Origin of the sequence: Micromonospora kangleipakensis, from assembly GCF_004217615.1 — a bacterium.
GTDB classification, from domain to species: domain Bacteria; phylum Actinomycetota; class Actinomycetes; order Mycobacteriales; family Micromonosporaceae; genus Micromonospora; species Micromonospora kangleipakensis.
In genome coordinates, this window is the sequence record NZ_SHLD01000001.1 from 2,490,057 (window position 1) to 2,512,655 (window position 22,599).

18 protein-coding genes are annotated in these 22,599 nt (G+C 73.5%); 12 read left to right on the plus strand and 6 right to left on the minus strand.

The genetic code is table 11. From position 1 onward, the window contains the following. Nucleotides 1-10: 10 nt before the first annotated feature. The 4 genes from EV384_RS12100 to EV384_RS12115 form a co-directional block, all read right to left on the minus strand. Nucleotides 11-1,078 carry an NADH:flavin oxidoreductase/NADH oxidase gene (locus EV384_RS12100; RefSeq protein ID WP_130332986.1) on the minus strand — a complete coding sequence of 356 codons (1,068 nt, stop codon included), beginning with the start codon at nt 1,076-1,078 and terminating at the stop codon, nt 11-13. A 60-nt stretch (nt 1,079-1,138) separates the two neighbouring features. Then, nucleotides 1,139-2,428, minus strand: a complete 1,290-nt coding sequence (locus EV384_RS12105; protein WP_207232582.1) for a dicarboxylate/amino acid:cation symporter — start codon at nt 2,426-2,428, stop codon at nt 1,139-1,141. 241 nt (nt 2,429-2,669) lie between these two features. After that, the gene (locus tag EV384_RS12110; RefSeq protein WP_130332990.1) at nt 2,670-3,290 is read right to left on the minus strand and encodes a DUF998 domain-containing protein; all 621 of its coding nucleotides are present in this window, start codon (nt 3,288-3,290) and stop codon (nt 2,670-2,672) included. Further along, complete coding sequence (locus tag EV384_RS12115) at nt 3,283-4,248, minus strand: glutathione S-transferase family protein (protein ID WP_130332992.1); 966 nt, start codon at nt 4,246-4,248, stop codon at nt 3,283-3,285. Before EV384_RS12115 ends, EV384_RS12110 begins: the two co-directional genes overlap by 8 nt. A gap of 104 nt (nt 4,249-4,352) precedes the next feature. On the opposite strand from EV384_RS12115, the gene pcaF reads away from it, so the two are divergent. The 10 genes from pcaF to EV384_RS12165 all read left to right on the plus strand — a co-directional run bounded on the left by pcaF (nt 4,353) and on the right by EV384_RS12165 (nt 19,779). Continuing rightward, nucleotides 4,353-5,558, plus strand: coding sequence for a 3-oxoadipyl-CoA thiolase (gene pcaF / locus EV384_RS12120; RefSeq protein WP_130332994.1), 1,206 nt, complete (start codon nt 4,353-4,355; stop codon nt 5,556-5,558). 199 nt (nt 5,559-5,757) lie between these two features. Continuing rightward, nucleotides 5,758-6,576 (plus strand): SAM-dependent methyltransferase, encoded by an 819-nt coding sequence (locus EV384_RS12125; RefSeq protein WP_130332996.1) that lies wholly within the window; start codon nt 5,758-5,760, stop codon nt 6,574-6,576. 6 nt (nt 6,577-6,582) lie between these two features. Beyond that, entirely contained in the window at nt 6,583-8,751 is a 2,169-nt protein-coding gene (locus tag EV384_RS12130) for a putative bifunctional diguanylate cyclase/phosphodiesterase (protein WP_130332998.1), read from the plus strand. Continuing rightward, nucleotides 8,748-9,248 carry a DUF456 domain-containing protein gene (locus tag EV384_RS12135; protein ID WP_130333000.1) on the plus strand — a complete coding sequence of 167 codons (501 nt, stop codon included), beginning with the start codon at nt 8,748-8,750 and terminating at the stop codon, nt 9,246-9,248. The genes EV384_RS12130 and EV384_RS12135 overlap by 4 nt, the downstream gene beginning before the upstream one ends. Nucleotides 9,249-9,803: 555 nt before the next feature. Next, a complete protein-coding gene (locus EV384_RS12140) occupies nt 9,804-11,396 on the plus strand; it encodes an amino acid permease (RefSeq protein WP_130333002.1) in 1,593 nt (530 codons plus the stop codon). A 177-nt stretch (nt 11,397-11,573) separates the two neighbouring features. Then, a complete protein-coding gene (locus EV384_RS12145; RefSeq protein ID WP_130333004.1) occupies nt 11,574-12,938 on the plus strand; it encodes a glutamine synthetase family protein in 1,365 nt (454 codons plus the stop codon). Between the two features lie 110 nt (nt 12,939-13,048). Continuing rightward, nucleotides 13,049-14,404 carry an aldehyde dehydrogenase family protein gene (locus EV384_RS12150; RefSeq protein WP_130333006.1) on the plus strand — a complete coding sequence of 452 codons (1,356 nt, stop codon included), beginning with the start codon at nt 13,049-13,051 and terminating at the stop codon, nt 14,402-14,404. Between the two features lie 5 nt (nt 14,405-14,409). Beyond that, nucleotides 14,410-15,177 carry a 3-oxoacyl-ACP reductase gene (locus EV384_RS12155; protein WP_130333008.1) on the plus strand — a complete coding sequence of 256 codons (768 nt, stop codon included), beginning with the start codon at nt 14,410-14,412 and terminating at the stop codon, nt 15,175-15,177. Next, complete coding sequence (locus tag EV384_RS12160) at nt 15,174-15,887, plus strand: gamma-glutamyl-gamma-aminobutyrate hydrolase family protein (RefSeq protein WP_130333010.1); 714 nt, start codon at nt 15,174-15,176, stop codon at nt 15,885-15,887. The genes EV384_RS12155 and EV384_RS12160 overlap by 4 nt, the downstream gene beginning before the upstream one ends. 226 nt (nt 15,888-16,113) lie before the next feature. Continuing rightward, nucleotides 16,114-19,779 carry a SpoIIE family protein phosphatase gene (locus EV384_RS12165; RefSeq protein WP_130333012.1) on the plus strand — a complete coding sequence of 1,222 codons (3,666 nt, stop codon included), beginning with the start codon at nt 16,114-16,116 and terminating at the stop codon, nt 19,777-19,779. A 97-nt stretch (nt 19,780-19,876) separates the two neighbouring features. On the opposite strand, the gene EV384_RS12170 is transcribed toward EV384_RS12165, so the two are convergent. Then, nucleotides 19,877-20,191 carry an STAS domain-containing protein gene (locus EV384_RS12170; protein ID WP_207232302.1) on the minus strand — a complete coding sequence of 105 codons (315 nt, stop codon included), beginning with the start codon at nt 20,189-20,191 and terminating at the stop codon, nt 19,877-19,879. Between the two features lie 95 nt (nt 20,192-20,286). On the opposite strand from EV384_RS12170, the gene map reads away from it, so the two are divergent. Both map and EV384_RS12180 read left to right on the plus strand, forming a co-directional pair. Beyond that, entirely contained in the window at nt 20,287-21,144 is an 858-nt protein-coding gene (gene map, locus EV384_RS12175) for a type I methionyl aminopeptidase (RefSeq protein WP_130333016.1), read from the plus strand. Further along, nucleotides 21,141-21,857, plus strand: coding sequence for a VIT1/CCC1 transporter family protein (locus tag EV384_RS12180; RefSeq protein ID WP_130333018.1), 717 nt, complete (start codon nt 21,141-21,143; stop codon nt 21,855-21,857). Before map ends, EV384_RS12180 begins: the two co-directional genes overlap by 4 nt. A gap of 19 nt (nt 21,858-21,876) precedes the next feature. On the opposite strand, the gene EV384_RS12185 is transcribed toward EV384_RS12180, so the two are convergent. Next, nucleotides 21,877-22,599 (minus strand): nucleotidyltransferase domain-containing protein, encoded by a 723-nt coding sequence (locus tag EV384_RS12185; RefSeq protein WP_130340465.1) that lies wholly within the window; start codon nt 22,597-22,599, stop codon nt 21,877-21,879.

Here is a 22,599-nt window from a genome sequence, read left to right on the forward strand (position 1 = left end):
CGGGGTGAGGTCAGAAGGCGCGGGTGTACTGGTTCGGCCAGTGGGGTTCGGCGGTTAGCTTGGCGGCGGCGCGGCGGGGCCAGTACGGGTCGCGGAGGAGCTCGCGGCCGAGGAGGACCAGGTCGGCCTCGCCGGCGGCGACGATCTGCTCGGCCTGTTCCGGCTCGACGATCAGGCCGACCGCGCCGGTGAGCACGCCCGCGTCGCGGCGGATCCGCGCGGCGAGCGGCACCTGGTAGCCGGGGCCGATCGGGATGCTCGCCCCGGCCGAGGCGCCGCCGGAGGAGGCGTCGACCAGGTCCACCCCGGCGGCGGCCAGCTCGCCGGCGAGCACCACGCTGTCCTCGACGGTCCAGCCGCCCTCGACCCAGTCGGTGGCCGAGATCCGGGTCAGCACGGGCACGGACTCGCCGACCGCGGCGCGGACCGCCCGGGCCACCTCCAGGGTGAGCCGCATCCGAGCGGCGCGGTCGCCGCCGTAGCCGTCATCCCGGTGGTTGGTCAGCGGGGAGAGGAACTCGTGCAGCAGGTAACCGTGCGCGGCGTGGATCTCCACCGCGGCGAAGCCGGCGTCCAGCGCCCGGCCGGCGGCGGTGGCGAACGCGGCCACCACGCCGGCGATCCCGGCCTCGTCCAGGGCGGTCGGCTCCCGGTAGTCGGGCAGGAACGGTTCGCTGCCCGGGCCGGCCGGGGTCCAGCCGCCCTCGGCGTCCGGCACGCCGCCGCGCCGCTCCGCCCACGGCCGGTACGTGGCGGCCTTGAACCCGGCGTGGGCCAGCTGCACGGCCGGCACGGCCCCCTGTCCGGCGACGAACGCGGTGATCGGGCGCCAGGCGTCGACGTGCGCGCCGGACCAGAGGCCGACGTCCTGCGGGCTGATCCGGCCCTCGGGGACGACCGCGGTGGCCTCGGTGAGGATCAGGCCGGCACCGCCGACGGCCCGGGAGCCGAGGTGGACCCGGTGCCAGTCGGTCGGCAGCCCGTCCGGGCCGGCGCTGTACTGGCACATCGGGGCCATCGCGACCCGGTTGGGCAGGGTGACGCCGCGCAGGGCGAGCGGGGTGAACAGGGCACTCATGCGGTGATCCTCTCGAAGCACGAGAAGGGAGGGCCCGAGGGCCCTCCCTTCTCAGGTTGCTCAGGCCGGGACGGGAGCCAGCTGGTCGGCGGGCCGCGTCTCGTCGGCGTCGACCAGCTCGCGCCTGCCGGCGGACTCGTACGCGGCCCGGTCGAGGGTGCCCTCGCGGGCGGCCACGATGGTCGGCACGAGCGCCTGGCCGGCCACGTTGGTGGCGGTGCGGATCATGTCCAGGATCGGGTCGATCGCCAGCAGCAGGCCGGCGCCGGCCAGCGGCAGGCCCAGCGTGCTCAGGGTCAGGGTGAGCATCACGATCGCGCCGGTCAGGCCGGCGGTGGCGGCCGAGCCGACCACCGAGACGAAGGCGATCAGCAGGTAGTCGGTCACGCCCAGGTCCACTCCGAAGACCTGCGCCACGAAGATCGCGGCCAGGGCCGGGTAGATCGCCGCGCAGCCGTCCATCTTGGTGGTGGCGCCGAACGGCACCGCGAACGAGGCGTACTCGCGGGGGACACCGAGCCGCTCGACGGAGCGCTGGGTCACCGGCATCGTGCCCACCGAGGAGCGGGAGACGAAGGCCAGCTCGATGGCCGGCCAGGCGCCGGCGAAGAAGCGCAGCGGGTTGAGCCGGCCGGCGGCCACCAGCAGCACCGGGTAGACCACGAAGAGCACGATCGCGCAGCCGACGTAGACGGCGGTGGTGAACTTCGCGAGCGGGGCGATCAGGTCCCAGCCGTACGAGGCGACGGCGTGGCCGATCAGGCCGAGGGTGCCGATCGGGGCGAGCCGGATCACCCACCAGAGCGCCTTCTGCACGATGGCCAGCACGGAGCGGTTGAACTCGACGAACGGCTCGGCGGCCTGGCCGACCAGCAGCGCGGCGGCGCCGACCACCAGGGCGAGGAAGACGATCTGGAGCACGTTGCCCTCGACGAACGCGCCGACCGGGTTGGTGGGCACGATGCCGGTGAGGAAGTCGGTCCAGGAGCCGGTCTTCTTCGGCGCGGCGGCGCCGGCGACGTCCAGGGTGACCCCCTTGCCGGGGTCGGTGAGCAGGCCGAGGCCGATGCCGACGCTCACCGCGATCAGCGCGGTGAGGCCGAACCAGAGCAGCGTCTTCAGTGCCAGCCGGGCGGCGTTGGCCACGCCGCGCAGGCTGACCACGCTGACCACGATGGCGGTGAAGACCAGCGGCGGGACGGCCAGCTTGAGCAGCTGGACGAAGAGGCCGCCGACGGTGTCGAGGGTGCTGGCCAGCCAGCTCAGGTCGTTGGCGCGGGCGAGGAAGCCCAGCGCCACGCCGAGCACGAGGCCGAGCAGGATCTGCACGGAAAAGGGGATCTTGCGCAAGGCGGAAGCCATGAGGATGCGTCCAAGGTCTGGAAGAGGGTCGGGCGGGGCAGCGTCAGGAGAGCGGCTGCGCCGGACAGACGCCGCTGGCCTGCAGTCGGAGGTCGACATACAGGCGCACGGTGAGGTGCCAGACGTTGGTCATCGCGTGCCGACGCTACTCCCGGCCGACTCACAGCTGGAAGGAGCGATAGGCGTGACGCTCCTTACATGACCGGTTCACGCCCTGGCGATCCGTTCGTCACGATCCCCGGGCCCGACCAAGCGCGATGGCGGTGGCCAGACCCCAGCCGACCGTCACCGTCAACAGCAGCCGCTCCAGCACCGCGACCAGGCCGCCGCGCCCCACGGTCAGCATGGTCAGGCCGATCACCGCCGACAGCGGCAGGGCCAGCGCCGCGCCGACGGCGGCGGTCCGACGCACCGCCGGGGCGGCGGCGGGGGAGCGGACCAGGGCCAGCATCGCGAAGACCACCGAGGCCGTCGCCGCGATGCTCGCGCCGCCGTGCACCAGGTCGGCCACGGTGGGCGTCTCGAACGGCGGCAGCGGGCAGCCGGCGCTGCACGTCACCACGCCGGACAGCAGCGTGAAGACGCTGCCGGCGGCGAGCAGCACCCCGGGCACCCGCAGCGCCGTGGGCAGCGCCACGGCGAGCAGCAGCAGCGCCGCCGCCAGGGCGAAGACCCCGATCCGGTACGCCGCGGCGTACCGGCTGTCGGTGACGCCGGCCTCGCTGACGTACCCGGTGGGGCCCGGACCGGGACCGGCGAGCACGGCGACCGTCACCGCGACCGCGCCCGCCAGGGTGCAGCCGGCGGCGGCCGACGCGGCGACGACCCGGCGCAGACCCCGGTCAGCCACGCCCGTGCGGCGTGGTCCAACCGGACAGGTCCGGCCCGAGCGGCACGATCCCGGTCGGGTTGATCTCCCGGTGCGTGCCGTAGTAGTGCCGCTTGATGTGGTCGAAGTCGACCGTGTCCCCGAAGCCCGGGGTCTGGAACAGGTCCCGGGCGTACGCCCAGAGCACCGGCAGCTCGGTCAGCTTCTGCCGGTTGCACTTGAAGTGTCCGTGGTACGCCACGTCGAAGCGGACCAGCGTGGTGAAGAACCGCACGTCCGCCTCGGTGATCGTGTCCCCCATCAGGTAGCGGCGGTCGGCCAGCCGCTCCGACAGCGCGTCCAGCCGGGCGAAGAGCGCGAGGTAGGCCTCGTCGTACGCCTCCTGCGAGGTGGCGAAGCCGCACCGGTAGACGCCGTTGTTGACGTCCCGGTGGATCTCCGCCATCAGCGCGTCCATCTCCGGACGCAGCTCGACCGGATACAGGTCCGGCGCGCCCGGCTTGTGGAACCGCCGCCACTCGGTGGAGAAGTCCAGGGTGAGCTGCGGGTAGTCGTTGGTGACCACCCGCCCGGTCAGCGTGTCCACCAGCGCCGGCACGGTCACCCGGCCGGTGTAGTCCGGGTCGGTCGCCAGGTACGCCTCGGAGAGAAAGCCGATCCCGAGCACCGGGTCGAAGCCGTCCGGGTCGAGGGCGAACCGCCAGCCCCGCTCGTCCCGGATCGGGTCGACCGTGCCCAGCGAGATGACGTCCTCCAGCCCGAGCAGGCCGCGCACGATCCGGGCCCGGTGCGCCCACGGGCAGGCCCGGCACCAGATCAGCCGGTACCGGCCGGCCTCCAGCGGCCAACGGTCCTGGTCGTCGGGGCCGCCGCCCTCCGGCGAGGTGGAGTGCGGGGTGACCCGACCGGTGAACCGGTTGGGCTGGCGGACGAACTCACCGCTGCCGGCGGTCTCTGCGCTGAACTGGGCCCGGGCCATGCCGTCAACCTATCCGCTCCGGGCGCGGATATCCTGGCGCCGGGCGTCCCCGTGACCCGGGCGTCGCCACCCGAGCCCCTTCCCACCCCCGAAGGACAGCGCCGATGACCGTGGCTTACCTCGTGGCCGGAGTCCGCACCCCGATCGGCCGGTACGCCGGCGCCCTCGCCGGGGTACGCCCCGACGACCTCGCCGCCCACGTGATCCGCGAACTGGTCGCCCGCCACCCCTCGGTGGACTGGGCCCGGACCGACGACGTGCTGCTCGGCTGCGCCAACCAGGCCGGCGAGGACAACCGCAACGTGGCCCGGATGGCGGCGCTGCTCGGCGGGCTGCCCGAGGAGGTCCCGGGCAGCACGGTCAACCGGCTCTGCGGCTCCGGCCTGGACGCCCTGGCCACCGCCGCCCGCTCCATCGTGGCGGGCGAGGCCGACCTGGTGGTCGCCGGCGGGGTGGAGAGCATGAGCCGGGCCCCCTTCGTCATGCCGAAGGCGACCACTCCGTTCTCCCGCGCCGCCGAGGTCTACGACACCACCATCGGCTGGCGGCTGGTCAACCCGCTGATGAAGCGGGGCTGGGGCATCGACTCGATGCCGGAGACCGCGGAGAACGTCGCCGCCGAGCACGGCGTCGACCGGGCCGCCCAGGACGAGTTCGCCTTCCGGTCCCAGCAGCGGGCCGCCAAGGCGCAGGCCGACGGCCGGTTCGCCGAGGAGATCGTGCCGGTGACCGTGCCCGCCGGGCGCCGCGAGACGAAGCTGGTCGAGGTCGACGAGCACCCGCGGGAGACCTCGCTGGAGAGGCTCGCCGCGCTGCCCACCCCGTTCCGCGAGGGCGGCACGGTCACCGCGGGCAACTCCTCCGGCGTCAACGACGGCGCGGTCGCCCTGCTGGTCGCCTCCGAGGCCGCCGTGTCCCGGTACGGCCTCACCCCGCTCGCCCGGGTCAGCGGCGCGGCGGCGGCCGGCGTACCGCCGCGGATCATGGGGATGGGTCCGGTGCCGGCCACCCGCAAGCTGCTCGACCGGCTCAACCTGGGGCTCGACGCCGTCGACGTGATCGAGCTGAACGAGGCGTTCGCCGCCCAGTCCGTCGCCGTGCTGCGGGAGCTGGGCCTGCCCGAGGACGCCGAGCACGTCAACCCGAACGGCGGCGCGATCGCACTCGGCCACCCGCTCGGGGCCAGCGGCGCCCGGCTGGCGCTCACCGCCGCGCTGGAGCTGCGCCGCCGGGGCGGCCGGCGGGCCCTCGCGACCATGTGCGTCGGCGTGGGGCAGGGCATCTCCCTGCTGCTGGAGTCCGCCGCCTGACCAGCGGTCGGTCCGCCGCCCGCGCCAGCGGCGGACCGTCACCCGCCGGTGTCGGAAAGTCGATCTCCCGTCGATGGACGGACGCGCCTAGAGTGGTCAGCACCACCCGATCCGCGGGTCGGCCGGTGTCGCTTCCGCGTGCCCCCGCGCGCCCGGGCACCGCTGCCTCCCGCGCCGCGGCGACGAACGGGGCGACGTGATGCAGATGCCGGACGGACTTCCCGCCGAGATCGACCTGACCCGGCCGAGCGCGGCGCGGGTGTACGACTACTTCCTCGGTGGCGCGCACAACTTCGAGATCGACCGGCAGCTCGCCGAGCAGATCGCGAGCATGACCCCGAACCTGGCGGCCACCATGCGCTCGGGCCGGGAGTTCCTGCGCCGGGCCGTCCGGGCGCTGCTCGACGCCGGCATCGACCAGTTCCTCGACATCGGCTCCGGCATCCCGACCGTCGGCAACGTGCACGAGGTGGCCCAGGCGGCGAACCCCAAGGCGCGGATCGTCTACGTCGACATCGACCCGGTCGCCGTGGCGCACAGCCGGGAGCTGCTCGCCGGCAACGACCTCACCGCCGTGCTCCACGCCGACCTGCGCGAGCCGGAGCGGATCCTCGCCGAGGCCCGGGAGTCGGGCCTGATCGACTTCGGCCGGCCGGTCGGCATCCTGCTCGCCGGGGTGGTCCACTTCATCCCGGACGCGGGCCGTCCCGGAGACATCCTGGCCACCCTGCGGGCCGCCGCCGCGCCCGGCAGCTACCTGGTCGTCTCGCACTCCACCTTCGAGGACCAGCCGCAGGAGATGCTCGACGCGCAGCGGCTGTCGGCGCGTACCGACACCGAGATCACGCTCCGCTCGCGCGCCGAGATCAGCTCGTTCTTCGGCGACTGGACGATCCTCGAACCGGGCGTGGTGCACATGCCGCTCTGGCGGCCGGACTCGCCGTCCGACGTGGACGAACACCCCGAGCGGTTCGGGGCCTTCGGCGGAGTCGCCCGGCACGACCAGCCCGCCGGCTGAGCCGACATGCACGCCGCGCCGGAGCCCGGCGGGGAGGACTTCAGCCGGCTGGGCGCCCAGGCGTACGCCGCCGAGTGGGCGCGGGCGGTCCGCCGGCTCGGATTCGTGCCGCTGAGCGCGGCCGAGACCGAGCGGCTGCTGCTCGTGCGCACCGTACGGCTGGCCCAGGCCCTCCTCGCCCCGACGTTCTCCGGGCAGGCGGCGGAGGACGTCGGGCGGGCGCTGGTGGAGGCCCACCTCACCGAGCCCGGCGTGCTCGACTGGTCGGTGCACGCGCTCGGCGACGACTTCCTGGCCCGGGTGCTGCCCGCCCGGGCGGAGCGGCCCGAGGCGCGGGAGCGGGTGGCGGCATTGCAGGGCGGGCTCGCCGCCGGCTTCGCCCGCGCGCTGCGCGACCGCACCTTCAGCCAACAGGAGCGGATCGCCCGCTCGGCCTGGCAGGCCCGGGACGCGGTCGAGCAGGCGCTGCGGGACAGCGAGGCTCGATTCCGGGCGGTGTTCACCGGAGCGGCGATCGGCATCGGCATCGCCGGCACCGACGGCCGGATCCTCGACGTCAACCAGTCCTTCGCCGACATGCTCGGCTACCCCATCGAGGAGCTGCGCGAGATCACCGTCGACGCGCTCTTCCACGCCGACGACGCGGCCGGCATGTGGGAGCTGTACCGGGAGCTGGTCGAGGGCAAGCACGACAGCGCCCGGGTGGAGAAGCGCTACCACCGCAAGGACGGCAGCGTCGTCTGGACCGACCTCGCCGTCTCGCTGATCCGGTACGACGACGGCCGGCCCCGGTTCACCGTCGCGATGATCGAGGACATCACCGAGCGGTACGAGCTCCAGCAGCGGCTGCGCTTCCAGGCGCTGCACGACCCGCTCACCGGGCTGCCCAACCGGACGCTCTTCTTCGAGACGCTGGGCCGGGTCTTCGACACCGCCGGCGAGGAGCAGCGGGTCGGCATCTGCTTCCTCGACCTGGACGGCTTCAAGACGATCAACGACAGCCTCGGCCACGACCTCGGTGACCTGCTGCTGATCGTGATCAGCCGGCGGCTCGCCGACTGCGTCGCCGGGCGCGGCCACCTGGTCGCCCGGATGGGCGGCGACGAGTTCGTCATCCTGGTCGACTCCGGCGGCGGCCTCGACGACACGGTGGAGGTGGCCGAGCTGGCGCTGGCCGCGGTCTCCGCCCCGGTGCGGGTCGGCGACCAGCAGCTCGCCGTCTCGGCGAGCATCGGCATCGTGGAGTGCCCGGCCGCGGAGACCAACGTCTCGGAGCTGATGAAGGCCGCCGACACCACGCTCTACTGGGCGAAGGCGGAGGGGCGGGGCCGCTGGGCGGTCTACGACCCGGAGCGCAGCGCCGCCGACATCGCCCGCTCGGCCCTGGCCGCCGGCCTGCCGGCCGCGCTGGACCGGGGCGAGTTCGTGCTGCACTACCAGCCCATCGTGTCGCTGCTGGACGGCACGATGCTCGCGGTGGAGGCGCTGGTCCGCTGGCAGCACCCGGAGCTGGGGTTGATCGGGCCCGACCGGTTCATCGGGCTGGCCGAGGAGACCGGGCTGATCGTCCGGCTCGGCGCCTGGGTGCTCCGGCAGGCGTGCCGGGACGCCGAGGGCTGGCGGCGGGCGTACCCGGAGGCGCGGCTGGTGGTCAGCGTCAACCTGGCCGCCCGGCAGGCCGACGACCCGGCGATCGTGGAGACGGTGGCCGAGGCGCTGACCAGGACCGGGCTCCCGGCGGAGCTGCTGCAGCTGGAGCTGACCGAGAGCGCGGTGATGGGCACCGCCGGGGAGCCGCTGCGGTCCCTGCGGGAGCTGGCCGACCTGGGCGTCCGGCTGGCCATCGACGACTTCGGCACCGGGTACTCCAACCTGGCGTACCTGCGCCGGTTGCCGATCCACTGCCTGAAGCTGGCCGGCCCGTTCGTCGAGGGGATCCGGGCCGACGGGGCGGACGTCGCGGCCGACCACCGGGACGAGCGGATCGTCGACGCGCTGGTCCGGCTGGCGCACGCGTTGGAGCTCTGGGTCACCGCCGAGGCGGTGGAGACCGAGGCGCAGGCCGAGCGGCTGCGGGCGCTGCGCTGCGACACCGGGCAGGGACGCTGGTTCGGCGCGCCGGTCCCCGCCGCGCAGATCCGTGCCCGGCTCGCCGGCGGTGGGGAGCCGGCATGAGCCTGAGCGACACGCAGGCGGTGGTCTCGGTGGTGGCCGCGCTGGCCATCCTGGCCGGGCTGGCCGGGGTGGTGGTGCCCGGGCTGCCGGCCCTGCCGCTCTGCTGGGGCGGGGTGCTGGTCTGGGCGCTCTTCGGCGACGCCGGGCCCGGCCGCTGGGCGGTGCTCGCCGCCGCCACCGTGGTCGCCGCCGGGGGCGCGGTGGTCAAGTACCTCTGGCCCGGGCGGAACCTGAAACGGACCGGCGTGCCCACGTCGTCGCTGCTGGCCGGGGGCCTGCTCGGGCTGGTCGGCTTCTTCGTCATTCCGGTGGTCGGCCTGGTGATCGGCTTCGTGGCCGGGGTGTGGGGCGCGGAACGGCTGCGGCTGGGCAGCAACCAGCTCGCCTGGCCGGCCACCGTGCAGGCGCTCAAGGCGGCCGGTCTGTCCATGCTGGTGGAGTTCCTCGCCGGCGTGGTGATCGCGGCCCTCTGGGTGGCCGGGCTGCTGCTCACCTGATCCCTGCCCGGCGCCGGGTCGACGCCAACCCCGGCGGTATGCCCTTTGTCCGGCGATGTCGAGGGCCGCTCGTCCTCACCAGAGACGACGTTCTGGATCGTCGCCATGAATCTGGAGGTCCTGGCGGGCTACACCCGCTGGGGTGGCGACGACCCCGACCGGTTCCTGACGGTGGAGGATCGGCTGGTCCCAACGACTCCCCCGGGGCGGCACGGTCCGCTGGATCAGCTCTATCGGGCGGGTGTGGAAAGAAATCGATGAGTCGGAACTCGGTGCGGCGGCGCGGGGTGCCCGGAAGGTACGGCGGATCGCCGCACTGGTGAGAGAGAGGTGAGCACCCCGCGCCGTCGCGTACCGGGCGTTGCCGAGCGCCCGGCGGTGGCCCGTCGCGATCGGGCCTGGTCACGGGTCAAGGATGCGGCCGGGAGGGCCGGTCCGGCAACGGAATTAGCCGCAGCGACGGTGAGATTCCCACGGCAGTCGTATTGACCGCCTTGATCAGCAGGACCACACTTTGCCCACTTGTACCGGGGAACCACCTCGAGGAGGTGTGCAGTGGCCACGACGCCCGCGCCAACCGCCGAGCAACCGATGGACGACGACGCCCGACGGCTCGCCGAACTCGGTTACAAGCAGGAGCTGCGCCGCAAGTGGAGCGGCTTCTCCAACTTCGCCATCTCGTTCTCGATCATCTCGATCCTGGCCGGCTGCTTCACCACCTTCGGCCAGGCGTGGAACAACGGCGGGCCGGTCGCCATCTCCTGGGGCTGGCCGCTGATCTCACTGTTCATCCTGATCATCGGCTTCTGCATGGCCGAGCTGGTCTCCGCGTACCCCACCGCCGGCGGGATCTACTGGTGGGCGGCGAAGATGGGTCGGCCGGTGCACGGCTGGTTCACCGGCTGGCTCAACCTGATCGGGCTGGTCGCGGTCACCGCGTCGGTGGACTACGGCTGCGCCACGTTCCTCAACCTCACCCTGTCCGCGCTCTTCGACGGCTGGGCCGGGACGTTGCACCAGACGTTCGGGCTCTTCGTGGTGATCCTCGCCCTGCACGGGCTGATCAACATCTTCGGCCACCACATCATCGACGTACTGCAGAACGTCTCCGTCTGGTGGCACGTGGCCGGCGCGGCCGTGGTGGTCGCCATCCTGCTGCTCGTCCCGGACGACCACCAGAGCTTCCGGTTCGTCTTCACCGAGCGGTTCAACAACTCGGGCTTCGGCGACGGCGACACCGGCGGGCTCACCTTCTGGTTCTACGTGCTGCCGCTGGGCTTCCTGCTCACCCAGTACACGATCACCGGCTTCGACGCCTGCGCGCACGTCTCCGAGGAGACCCGCGGCGCCTCGCAGGCCGCCGCCAAGGGCCTCTGGCGCTCGATCTTCTACTCGGCGGTCGGCGGCTGGATCCTGCTGCTGGCCTTCCTCTTCGCCGCCACCGACGTGGACGCGATCAACGCCGCCGGCGGCTTCTCCGGGGCGATCTTCGAGACCGCGCTGACCCCGTTCTTCTTCAAGGCGGTCATCATCATCTCCACCATCGGGCAGTTCTTCTGCGGGATGAGCTGCGTGACCTCGATGTCCCGGATGACGTACGCGTTCAGCCGGGACCGCGCGGTGCCGGGCTGGCGGCTCTGGTCCCGGGTGGACCGCAACGGCACCCCGGTCAACGCGATCATCGGGGCGACCGTCGCCGGCCTGGTGCTCACCCTGCCGGCCCTGTACAAGAACTCGGCCGGCATCCCGGTCGCCTTCTACGCGGTGGTCTCCGTCGCGGTGATCGGGCTGTACCTGTCGTTCCTCATCCCGATCTTCCTGCGGCTGCGGATGGGGGACCGGTTCATCCCGGGACCGTGGACGCTCGGTCCGAGGTACAAGCTCCTCGGCTGGATCGCGGTGATCGAGATCGCGGTCATCTCGGTCTACTTCGTGCTGCCGATCGTCCCCGCCGGGGTGCCCGGCAACGCGGACTTCACCTGGTCGGCGGTGAACTACGCGCCGATCGCCGTGGGCGGGGTGCTCCTGCTGGTCGCCGTCTGGTGGTACGCCTCGGCCCGGAAGTGGTTCACCGGCCCGCGTCGTACCGTCGAACTCCCGGCGCCGCGCCCGGCCCCGGACGGTGCCCGGGCCGACGAGCCGGCCTGACCCGCGACGTCCCGGTCCGCCGAACGCCAGCGGACCGGGACGTCCGGGGTCAGCGCCGCCCTGTCGGTAGTGACGCACGACGGATCTGTCGGGCGAGCGGCGTTTGCCGGGGCCATCGCCCGGGGCATTGACGATGATCCGGTTCGGCCGGTAGACCTTGGTGATGGAGGCTCGCCGATGAGGAAAGCTCCGCTCACGCTGGAAGAACTGCGGGTCGCCATCCGGGGCGGCGAGATAGACACGGTGGTGCTGGCCCTGACCGACATGCAGGGCCGGTTGCAGGGCAAGCGGTTCCACGCCCCCTACTTCCTCGACGAGGTGGTCTCCCACGGCAGCGAGGGGTGCAACTACCTGCTCGCCGTCGACGTCGACATGAACACCGTCGACGGGTACGCGATGTCGTCCTGGGAGCGCGGCTACGGCGACTTCGCGATGAAGCCGGACCTCACCACCCTGCGCCGGGTGCCCTGGCAGCCGGGCACCGCCATGCTCCTGGCCGACCTGGAGTGGCTGGACGGCTCCGGCCCGGTGGTCGCCTCGCCCCGGCAGATCCTGCGCCGTCAACTGGACCGGCTGGCCGCCCACGGGCTGACCGCGTACGCCGGCACCGAGCTGGAGTTCGTGCTCTTCCGCGACTCGTACGAGGAGGCGTGGCGGCGCGGCTACCGCGACCTCACCCCGGCCAACCAGTACAACGTGGACTACTCGCTGCTCGGCACCGCGCGGGTGGAGCCGCTGCTGCGGCGCATCCGCACCGAGATGGCCGGTGCGGGGCTGACCCCGGAGAGCGCCAAGGGGGAGTGCAACCTCGGCCAGCACGAGATCGCCTTCCGGTACGACGAGGCGGTGGCCTGCGCCGACCACCACGTGATCTACAAGAACGGGGCGAAGGAGATCGCCGCCCAGGAGGGCAGGTCAATCACGTTCATGGCCAAGCCGAACGCCCGCGAGGGCAACTCCTGCCACATCCACTTCTCGCTGCGCGACCGCGACGGCCGCTCGGCGATGCTGGGGGACGGGCCGGCGAGGCTGAGCGTGACCGGGCAGCGGGTGCTCGCCGGGCTGCTCGACACCATGCGCGAACTCAGCCTCTTCTTCGCTCCGAACGTTAACTCCTACAAGCGCTACCAGCCCGGCTCGTTCGCCCCGACCGCGCTGCGCTGGGGCACCGACAACCGCACCTGCGCGCTGCGGCTGGTCGGGCACGGGCAAGGCATGCGGGTGGAGAACCGGGTGCCCGGCGCGGACGTCAACCCGTACCTGGCGATCGCCGCCCTGGTCGCCGGCGCGGTGCACGGCATCGAGCGGGAGCTGGAGCTGGGCGAGGAGTGCGCCGGCAACGCGTACGACGACCCGACCGCCGAGCGGGTCCCCGCCACCCTCCGCGACGCCCTCACCCTCTGGCAGTCCTCGACGGTCGCCAAGGACGCCTTCGGCGACGAGGTGGTCGCCCACTACGCCAACCTGGCCCGCGTCGAGCTGACCGCCTTCGACGCCGCCGTCACCGACTGGGAACTGACCCGTGGCTTCGAACGCCTCTGACCCCACCGACTTCCCGCGATCTTGCACTTGGGGCTCTCGGTTTGTGATGGTGAGCGGCATTTGTCGGGGCGGCAACTGCAAGATCGCGGGGGAGAGGGGACGGTGGGGGCGTGAGTGAGGTCAGGAACCCGGCGACGGGGGAGGTTTTGGGCGAGGTGGTGGGGGCCACCGGGGCGGAGGTGGATGCGGCGATCGCGCGGGCGGGGGGCGCGTTCGAGGCGTGGCGGAAGGTCGGGCCGGGGGACCGGGCGCGGGTGTTGCGGCGGTTCGCGGCGATGGTGGACGCGCATCTGGAGGAGCTGGCGCTGCTGGAGGTGCGCAACTCCGGGCACACCATCTCCAACGCGCGGTGGGAGGCGGGGAACGTCCGGGACGTGCTCGACTACTACGCGGGGGCGCCGGAGCGGCTGACCGGGCAGCAGATCCCGGTGCCGGGCGGGCTCGACGTCACCTTCCACGAGCCGCTCGGCGTGGTCGGGGTGATCGTGCCGTGGAACTTTCCGATGCCGATCGCCGGCTGGGGCTTCGCCCCGGCGCTCGCCGCCGGCAACACCGTCGTCCTCAAACCCGCCGAGCTGACCCCGCTGACCGCGCTGCGCCTGGCCGAGCTGGCCCTGGAGGCCGGCCTGCCGGAGGGTGTTCTCACCGTGCTGCCGGGCCCGGGCAGCGTGGTGGGGGAACGGTTCGTCAGCCACCCGGCGGTGCGCAAGGTCTGCTTCACCGGCTCCACCGAGATCGGCACGCGGATCATGGCCGGCTGCGCCGCCCAGGTGAAGCGGGTCACCCTGGAGCTGGGCGGCAAGTCCGCCAACCTGGTCTTCGCCGACGCCGACCTGGAGCGGGCGGCGGCCAGCGCGCCGTACGCCGTCTTCGACAACGCCGGGCAGGACTGCTGCGCGCGCTCCCGGATCCTGGTCCAGCGGCCGGTGTACGACCGCTTCCTGGAGCTCCTCGAACCGGCCGTGCGCGCGTTCCGGGTGGAGGACCCGGCGGCGGAGACCGCCGAGATGGGTCCGCTGATCTCCGCCGCGCACCGGGACCGGGTCGGCGGGTACGTCGACGGCGCGAAGGTCGCCTTCACCGGCGCCCGCCCCGACGGCCCCGGCTTCTGGTACGCCCCGACGGTGCTGCTCGCCGACTCGCCGGCCGACCGGCACTGGCGGGAGGAGGTCTTCGGCCCGGTGGTCTCGGTGCTCCCGTTCGACGACGAGGCCGACGCGATCCGGCTGGCCAACGACACCGAGTACGGTCTCTCCGGCTCGATCTGGACCCGCGACGCGGGCCGGGCGATCCGGGTGGCCCGAGCGGTGGAGTCGGGCAACCTCAGCGTCAACTCGCACTCCTCGGTGCGCTACTGGACCCCGTTCGGCGGGATGAAGCGCTCCGGCCTCGGCCGTGAGCTGGGCCCGGACGCGCTGCACGCCTTCACCGACGTCAAGAACGTGTTCATCTCGACAGAGGAGTGACCGCAGTGCAGGGACGGCTACAGGACCGGGTCGCCGTGGTGACCGGAGCGGGCAGCGGGATCGGGTTGGCCACAGTGCGGCGGTTCGCCGCCGAGGGGGCCCGGCTGGTCTGCGTCGACATCGACCAGGAGGCCGGCAAGCGGGCCGCCGACGAGGTCGGCGGCGACTTCGTCGCCTGCGACGTGGCCGACGAGGCGGCCGTCCGGGACCTCTTCGACGGGGTGGTGGCGCGGCACGGACGGGTCGACGTCGCGTTCAACAACGCCGGCATCTCCCCGCCGGACGACGACTCCATTCTGGAGACCGGCCTGGACGCCTGGGAGCGGGTGCTGCGGGTCAACACGACCAGCGTCTACCTCTGCTGCAAGCACGTCATTCCGCACATGCGCCGGCAGGGCAAGGGCTCGATCATCAACACCGCCTCGTTCGTCGCGCTGATGGGGGCGGCCACCTCGCAGATCGCGTACACCGCGAGCAAGGGCGGGGTGCTGGCGATGACCCGGGAGCTGGGGGTGCAGTTCGCCCGGGAGGGGATCCGGGTGAACGCGCTCTGCCCCGGCCCGGTCGCCACCCCGCTGCTGTTGGAGCTCTTCGCCGCCGACCCGGAGCGCGCCGCCCGCCGGCTGGTGCACGTGCCGATGGGCCGGTTCGGCCAGCCGGAGGAGATCGCCGCCGCGGTGGCCTTCCTGGCCAGCGACGACTCGTCGTTCATGACCGCCGCGCAGTTCGTGGTGGACGGCGGAATCACGGGCGCGTACGTGACTCCGCTGTGAGCCGGCCGCTGATCGGGATCACCGCGTACGTCGAGCCGGCCGGCTGGGCGGTGTGGCGGGACGTGCCGGCGACGCTGGTGCCGCAGGCGTACGTCCGGGCGGTTACCGCCTCCGGCGGCCGGGCCGTGCTGCTGCCCCCGGACGACCTCGACGCGGACGTGGTCGGCGTGCTCGACGGGCTGCTCCTCGCCGGCGGCGCCGACGTCGGCCCCGAGCGGTACGGCCAGCCGCCCGATCCGCGTACCGAGAGCCGCCCCGACCGGGACGCGGGCGAGCTGGCCCTGCTCACCGCGGCGCTCGCCGCGGACCTGCCGGTGCTCGGCGTGTGCCGGGGAATGCAGCTGCTCGCGGTCGCCCACGGCGGCACGCTGCACCAGCACCTGCCCGATGTGGTCGGTCACGACCGGCACCGGCCGGCGCCCGGGGTGTACGGCGCGCACCCGGTGCGGTTCGCCCCTGGCAGCCTGGCCGGGTCGGTGCTGGCCGGGGTGGACCGGGTCAACTCCTACCACCATCAGGCGGTGGCCGACCCGGGCGACCTGGCGGTCACGGGGTGGGCCGACGACGGGGTGGTGGAGGCGCTGGAGGATCCGCGGCGGCGCTTCCTGCTGGGCGTGCAGTGGCATCCGGAGAACGACCCGGATCCTCGCCCGGTGGCCGCCCTCGTCCGGGCCGCCGGTGCGGGCCAGCGCCGACCGTCGAAAATGTAGCCCAGATCACATTGCCGCGGTTGCGACGAGCCGTCCCCGCGCCGGTCCGGTGCGGGCCCCGCCCGGCGGGCTCGTGGAGCGCCGATGGTTACGTCAGGATGAGGCGTAGGTAACCAGCGACCACCGGCCGCCATGCGTTACGTTGCTCCTCCGTCTGGGTAGTAGGCGGGCACGGTCGGCGAGGTCTCGTCGACCGTCGCGGACGTTGGCCGGAGCGGGAGGCTGCATGGGCTCGGCCCAGGGGGGCGAGGACGGGCGAGGCTCGTCCTCGGGCACCGGCGAGGCGGAGCTGCCACCGCTGCTGACCGCGGCCTTCGCGGCCGGCGGGGAGATGGGCGCGCGACTGCGCTCCTTCGACTGGTCCACCATCCCGCTCGGCGGACCGGCGACCTGGCCCCCCGCGCTCTGCCACGCCGTCAGCATGATGCTCTCCTCCCGCGCCCAGATCGTGATGTTCTGGGGCGAGGAGCACCGCGCCTTCTACAACGACGCCTACCGGCCGACCATCGGCACCAAGCACCCCGCCGTCATCGGCCAGCCGGCCGGCCGGCACTGGGCGGAGACCTGGGACGTGCTGGGGCCGCTGCTGGACGGGGTGCGCGGGACCGGCGACTCCTACCGGGGCGAGGACCACCCCTTCGTCATCGAGCGGCACGGCTTCCTCGAGGACGTCTACTTCGACGTCTCCTACGACCCGATCCGGGACGCCGACGGCACGGTCAACGGCGTCTTCTGCTTCGTCAACGAGACCACCGGCCGGGTGGTCGGCGAGCGTCGGTTACAGGCCCTGGCCGAGTTGGGCTCCCAGCTCGCCGACGTGCAGAGCATCCCGGAACTCGGCGAGGTCGCCGCCCGGGTCCTCGCCGGGCACCGGGCGGACGTGCCGTTCAGCCTGCTCTGGCTGTCCGACTCCGACGGCAGCCCGATGCTGGCCGGCTGCGCCGGCGTCGAGCCGGGCCAGGTCGCCGGCGGGCCGCCCGAGGCGCAGCCCGTGCCGGGCGGTCCGGACGGCGCCCGGACCCTTCCCGTCGTCGAGCTGCTCGGCGGGCTGCCGCCGGACACGGCCGAGCGGGCGCTCGTGCTGCCGATCACCGCGACCAACGAGCCGGCCGGCGTGCTGGTGCTCGGCCTCGCCAGCCGCCTGCCGCTCACCGACGAGTACCGCGACTTCACCGACCTGGTCGCGGCGCAGGTCTCCCGCGCGGTCGGCAAGCAGCAGGCGTACGAGCAGGAACGCGCCCGGGCCGCGGAGCTGGCCGCGCTGGACCGCGCCAAGACCAACTTCTTCGCCAACGTCAGCCACGAGTTCCGCACCCCGTTGACGCTGGTCCTGGGGCCGCTGGAGGACCTGCTCGCCGACCCCGCCCTGCCCGCGGAGTACACCGAGCGGCTGACCATGATGCACCGCAACGCGCTGCGGCTGCTCAAGCTGGTCAACACCGTGCTGGACTTCTCCCGGCTGGAGTCCGGCCGGCTGGCCGCCCGGTACCAGCCCACCGACCTCGCCGACTACACCTCCCGGCTGGCCAGCACCTTCCGGTCGGCGATCGAGCGGGCCGGCCTGCGCCTGGTGGTGGACTGCCCGCCGCTGCCCGCGCCGGTCCACGTCGACCGGGACATGTGGGAGAAGATCGTCCTCAACCTGGTCTCGAACGCGGTCAAGTTCACCTTCGACGGCGAGATCCGGGTCCGGGTCCGGGCGGTCGAGGGCGCCGCCCGGGTGGAGGTCATCGACACCGGGGTCGGCATCGCACCGGAGGAGCTGCCGCACGTCTTCGAGCGGTTCCACCGGGTGCCGGGCGTCCGCTCGCGTACCCATGAGGGCACCGGGATCGGGCTCGCACTGGTCCGCGAGCTGGTCGAGATGCACGGCGGCACGGTCGAGGTGCGCAGCCGGGTCGACGAGGGCAGCACCTTCGCCGTGACCGTCCCGTTCGGGTACGGGCATCTGCCCGCCGACCGGGTGGCCACCCTCGCCCCGGTGCCGCTGACCGAGCCGGAGCAAGCCCGGCTCTACGTCGCCGAGACCGCGCTCTGGACCGACGAGGTCGGGCCGCCCGCCGGCCTGCCGGAACCGGTCGGCGCGCCGGCCGGCGGCGGTCGGATCCTGCTCGCCGACGACAACGCGGACCTGCGGGAACACGTCAGGCGCCTGCTCGCCCACGCCTACGAGGTGGTGGCCGTGCCGGACGGCGTGGAGGCGCTCCGGCTGGCCGTCGACACCCCGTTCGACCTGGTGCTGGCCGACGTGATGATGCCGCGGTTGGACGGCTTCGGGCTGGTCACCGCGCTGCGCGCGAACCCGCTCACCCGGCACCTGCCGATCGTGCTGCTCTCCGCCCGGGCCGGCTCGGCCGAGGCGGTCGCCGGGCTCTCGGTCGGCGCCGACGACTACCTCACCAAGCCCTTCTCCAGCCAGGAGCTGATCGCCCGGGTCCGGGCCAACGTCGAGCTGGGCCAGCTTCGCGGCCAGATCATCCGGCGGCTGCGCGCCCTGGCCGACGCGGCCGTGGCGATCAACACCGCCCGCTCCACGGCCGACGTGGTGCAGGTCGCCGCCCGGCACGCGCTCAGCCTGACCGAGGCCGCCCGGGTCGTGGTCACCGCCACCGGGGCCCGCCACGAGGCGGACGGCGGCGGCGAGGCCGCCGCGGAGCCGTCGGCGGTGCTGCCGCTCAGCGGCACCACCGGCGAGCAGCTCGGGGAGCTGCGGGTCTGGCGGCGCCAGGACGACGGCACCGAGCAGGCCGCGCTGACCCAGCTGGCCCGCCTGGTCGGCGTCCGGCTGGAGAACGCCCAGCTCTACGAGGCCGAGCACCGGATCGCCACCACCCTCCAGCACAGCCTGCTGCCGCGTACGTTGCCGCAGCTGCCCGGCGCGGTGGTGGCCAGCCGGTACCTGCCGGGCAGCGCCGACGTCGAGGTCGGCGGCGACTGGTACGACGTCATCGGCGCCGCCGACGACGAGCTGGTGCTGGTGATCGGCGACGTGGTGGGCAAGGGCGTCCGGGCCGCCGCCGCGATGGGCCAGCTGCGCAACGCGCTGCGGGCGTACGTCCTGGAGGGCTTCGACCCGGGCCAGGCGCTGACCCGGCTGAACCGGCTGGTCGGCTCCACCGAGGGCGGCTCCTTCGCCACCGTCGTCTGTCTCTGGTTCTCCCCGCGCAGCGGCCGGCTGCGGTACGCCAGCGCGGGTCACCCGTCCCCCCTGCTGATCCGCGGAGACGACGTGGCGTTCCTGCACGATCGAGCCCTCGGGCCGCCGATCGGGGCGATCCCGGAGGCGTCGTACCGGACCGTCGAGGGCGACCTGCCCCCCGGCGGTCGTCTGCTGCTCTACACCGACGGCCTGATCGAGGACCGGCAGCTCGGCATCGACACGGCCCTGGGCCAGCTCCGCCTGGACGCCGCCAGCCCCGGTGAGCACGTGGCCGACCTGGTGGACGCGGTGGTGCAGCGGGTCGCCGGGCGGCCCCGGCACGACGACGTGGCGGTGCTGGCGCTGGAGGCGGCCGAGCTGAACCGGTTCCTGCTGCGGCTGCCGGCCGACCCGACCCGGCTCAGCGTGCTGCGCAAGCGGCTGGAGGACTTCCTCGTCGCCCACCAGGTCGGCGAGGACGACCTGTTCGACCTCACCGTGGCGATCTCCGAGGCCGCCGCGAACGCCATCGAGCACCCGGTGTCGCCGACCGAGCCGGTGATCGCGGTGGAGGTGACGATCGAGGACCGGACGGTGGTCGCCACGGTCCGCGACAGCGGGCGGTGGCGGGAGTCCACCGGCTCGGGCTTCCGCGGCCGGGGGCTCGCGCTGATCAAGGCGCTCGGTGACCTGACGGTGCGGCGTACCGCCGAGGGCACCGAGTTGACGCTGCGCCGGCAGCTGCGCGACTGAGCCGGACCGGCCGGTGGCGCGGGCTGCCGGGCGGCCGGCGGCGCGGGCTGCCGGGCGGTCGGTGGCGCGGGATGAAGGGCTGGTCGGCGGCGCGGACTCAGGCCGGCTGGAGCCACTCCTGCTCGCCGAGGCCGGAGATCTCCAGCACCCGGCGGACCTGCCGGGACGGCAGCACGGTCAACGCGCCGGGGAAGCGCTGGGCGAGCCGGACCAGGGCGTGGATGGCCGCCGAGTCGAAGAAGGTGACCGCGCGGAGGTCGAGCGTGACGTGCCCGGCCGGCTCGCGGAGGGCGGTCTGCAGCATCGTGTCGGCGGTGGCCATGTCGACCTCGCCGGTCACCAGCACGCGGAGCTGATCACCGTCGACCTCCGCCGTGGCGGAGAAGACGGGAGGTGCGCCCCCTTGATCCACGGAGCCACAATGGCACAGCCGGCCGGGCGCGGCAACAACCCGCGCGAGCCGGCCGTGGCGGGGGTCACCCCGGCGTGCGGCGATAGGCTGTCGGCATGACCGTCCGTGCGCCGCTGACCCCAGGCACGCTCTCCCCGTGGCGACCGGTGCCTGCCCACATCGCCCGTCCGGAATACGTGGGCAAGAAGCGCCCCCAGGAGTGGCGCGGCTCGCACATGCAGACGCCGGAGACCATCGAGAAGATGCGGGTCGCCGGCCGGCTCGCCGCCCAGGCCACCCAGCTGGCCGGGGAGCACTGCAAGCCGGGCGTGACCACCGACGAGATCGACCGGGTGGTGCACGAGTTCCTGGTCGACCACGGCGCCTACCCGTCGACGCTGGGCTACAAGGGCTTCCCGAAGTCCTGCTGCACCAGCCTCAACGAGGTGATCTGCCACGGCATCCCCGACTCGACCGTGCTCCAGGACGGCGACATCATCAACGTCGACGTCACCGCGTACCTCGACGGGGTGCACGGGGACACCGACGCCACGTTCTGCGTGGGCGAGGTGAGCGAGGAGGCGCGGCTGCTGGTCGAGCGGACCCACACGGCGATGATGCGGGGCATCAAGGCGGTCGCTCCGGGCCGGCAGATCAACGTGATCGGCCGGGTCATCGAGTCGTACGCCAAGCGGTTCGGCTACGGCGTGGTCCGCGACTTCACCGGCCACGGCATCGGCGAGGCGTTCCACAGCGGCCTCTACGTGCCGCACTACGACAGCCCCCGGCCGACCGACATCATGGAGCCCGGGATGACCTTCACCATCGAACCGATGATCACCCTCGGCACCTACCAGTACGACATGTGGGACGACGGCTGGACGGTGGTCACCAAGGACCGGAAGTGGACGGCCCAGTTCGAGCACACCATCGTCGTGACCGACGACGGCTACGAGATCCTGACCCTGCCGTGACCGAGACCCCGGCGGCGCTGCGCGAGGCGCACCACGCGGACGTCTCCGGCGGCTGGCTGCGGCCGGCCGTCTTCGGCGCGATGGATGGTCTGGTCACCAACATCGCCCTGATCGCGGGCGTCGGCGGCGGCGGCGTCTCCCCGCGCAGCGTCGTGCTCACCGGCGCCGCCGGCCTGGTCGCCGGCGCCATCTCAATGGGCCTGGGGGAGTACACCAGCGTCCGCTCGGCCAACGAGCAGGTCGCCGCCGAGGTGGCCAAGGAGCGGCGCGAGCTGGAGCGGCACCCCGAGGCGGAGGCCCGCGAGCTGGCCGAGGCCTGGGTCGCCCGCGGGCTGCCCCGGGACCTGGCCGTGCAGGTCGCCGACGCGGTCCGGCGCAACCCGGAGGAGGCGCTGCGGGTGCACGTCCGGGAGGAGCTGGGCGTCGACCCCGACGAGCAGCCCAGCCCGTGGGCGGCGGCGACGTCGTCGTTCCTCTGCTTCTCCGTCGGCGCCCTGGTCCCGCTCCTGACCTACCTGCTCGGCTTCACCAGCCTCTGGCTGGCGCTCGGCGTCGGCGGGGTGGGGCTCTTCGTGGCCGGGGCGGTCGTCGCCCGGTTCACCAACCGTCCCTGGTGGACCAGCGGCCTGCGCCAGTTCCTGCTCGGCGCCGCCGCCGCCGGCGCGACGTACCTGGTCGGCGCCTTCATCGGCATCCAGGGCGGCATCGGCTGACCCGTCCGGTGCGGCGCGGTCAGGCGTCCAGGAGGTCGTCGACCGTGCCGTCGACGGGGCGGCCACGGGCCGCCAGCTCCTCGGCCTGGCGGGCCAGCACCGCGCCGACCTCGGTCATGTCCGCCCCGGCCAGCCCGGTACGCCGGACCGCGTCCCCCGGGTCCCGGAAGTAGGTGCGGCTGAGCAGCCCGTTCACCGTGGCCGCCGCCAGCCGTGCCTCGCCCAGCATCAGCAGCGCCTGGTCGGTCTCGTACCACTCGGCGAGCCGGGCGGCGCGGGCGTGCGCGGCGCTGCCCCGGTACCACGCCTGCCGGGCGGCGGTGCTGAACTCGGCCGGTCGGGCCCGGGCCAGCCGGGCCAGGTGCTCGTCGCGCAGGGCGGGCAGCCACCCGGTCGGGTCGTGCAGCGCCCGGGTGGTGACGTACCGGTCGGCGGCCAGCGGCCAGAGGGCGGTGATCGTGCGGGCCTGCCGCAGGTAGTCGTCGGCCCCGGCGACGGTCAGGTCGACCAGCACCCCGTCCACCCGCCGGGTGGCCGGGGCCGGACCGTTGCCCGGCCGGTAGGTGGCCAGCAGCAGCCCGACCTCGCCGTCCCCGCCGCCGTCGTCGTCGCCGTGGGCCAGCGGGCCGTGCACCGCGACGGCGAGGATGTCGGCGGGGAACCGGCGCAGCACCGCGGCGTTCACCCGCTCGGCGACCCGCCACCGTGGATCGGCCAGGTGCGGGTCGGTCCCCAGCTCCAT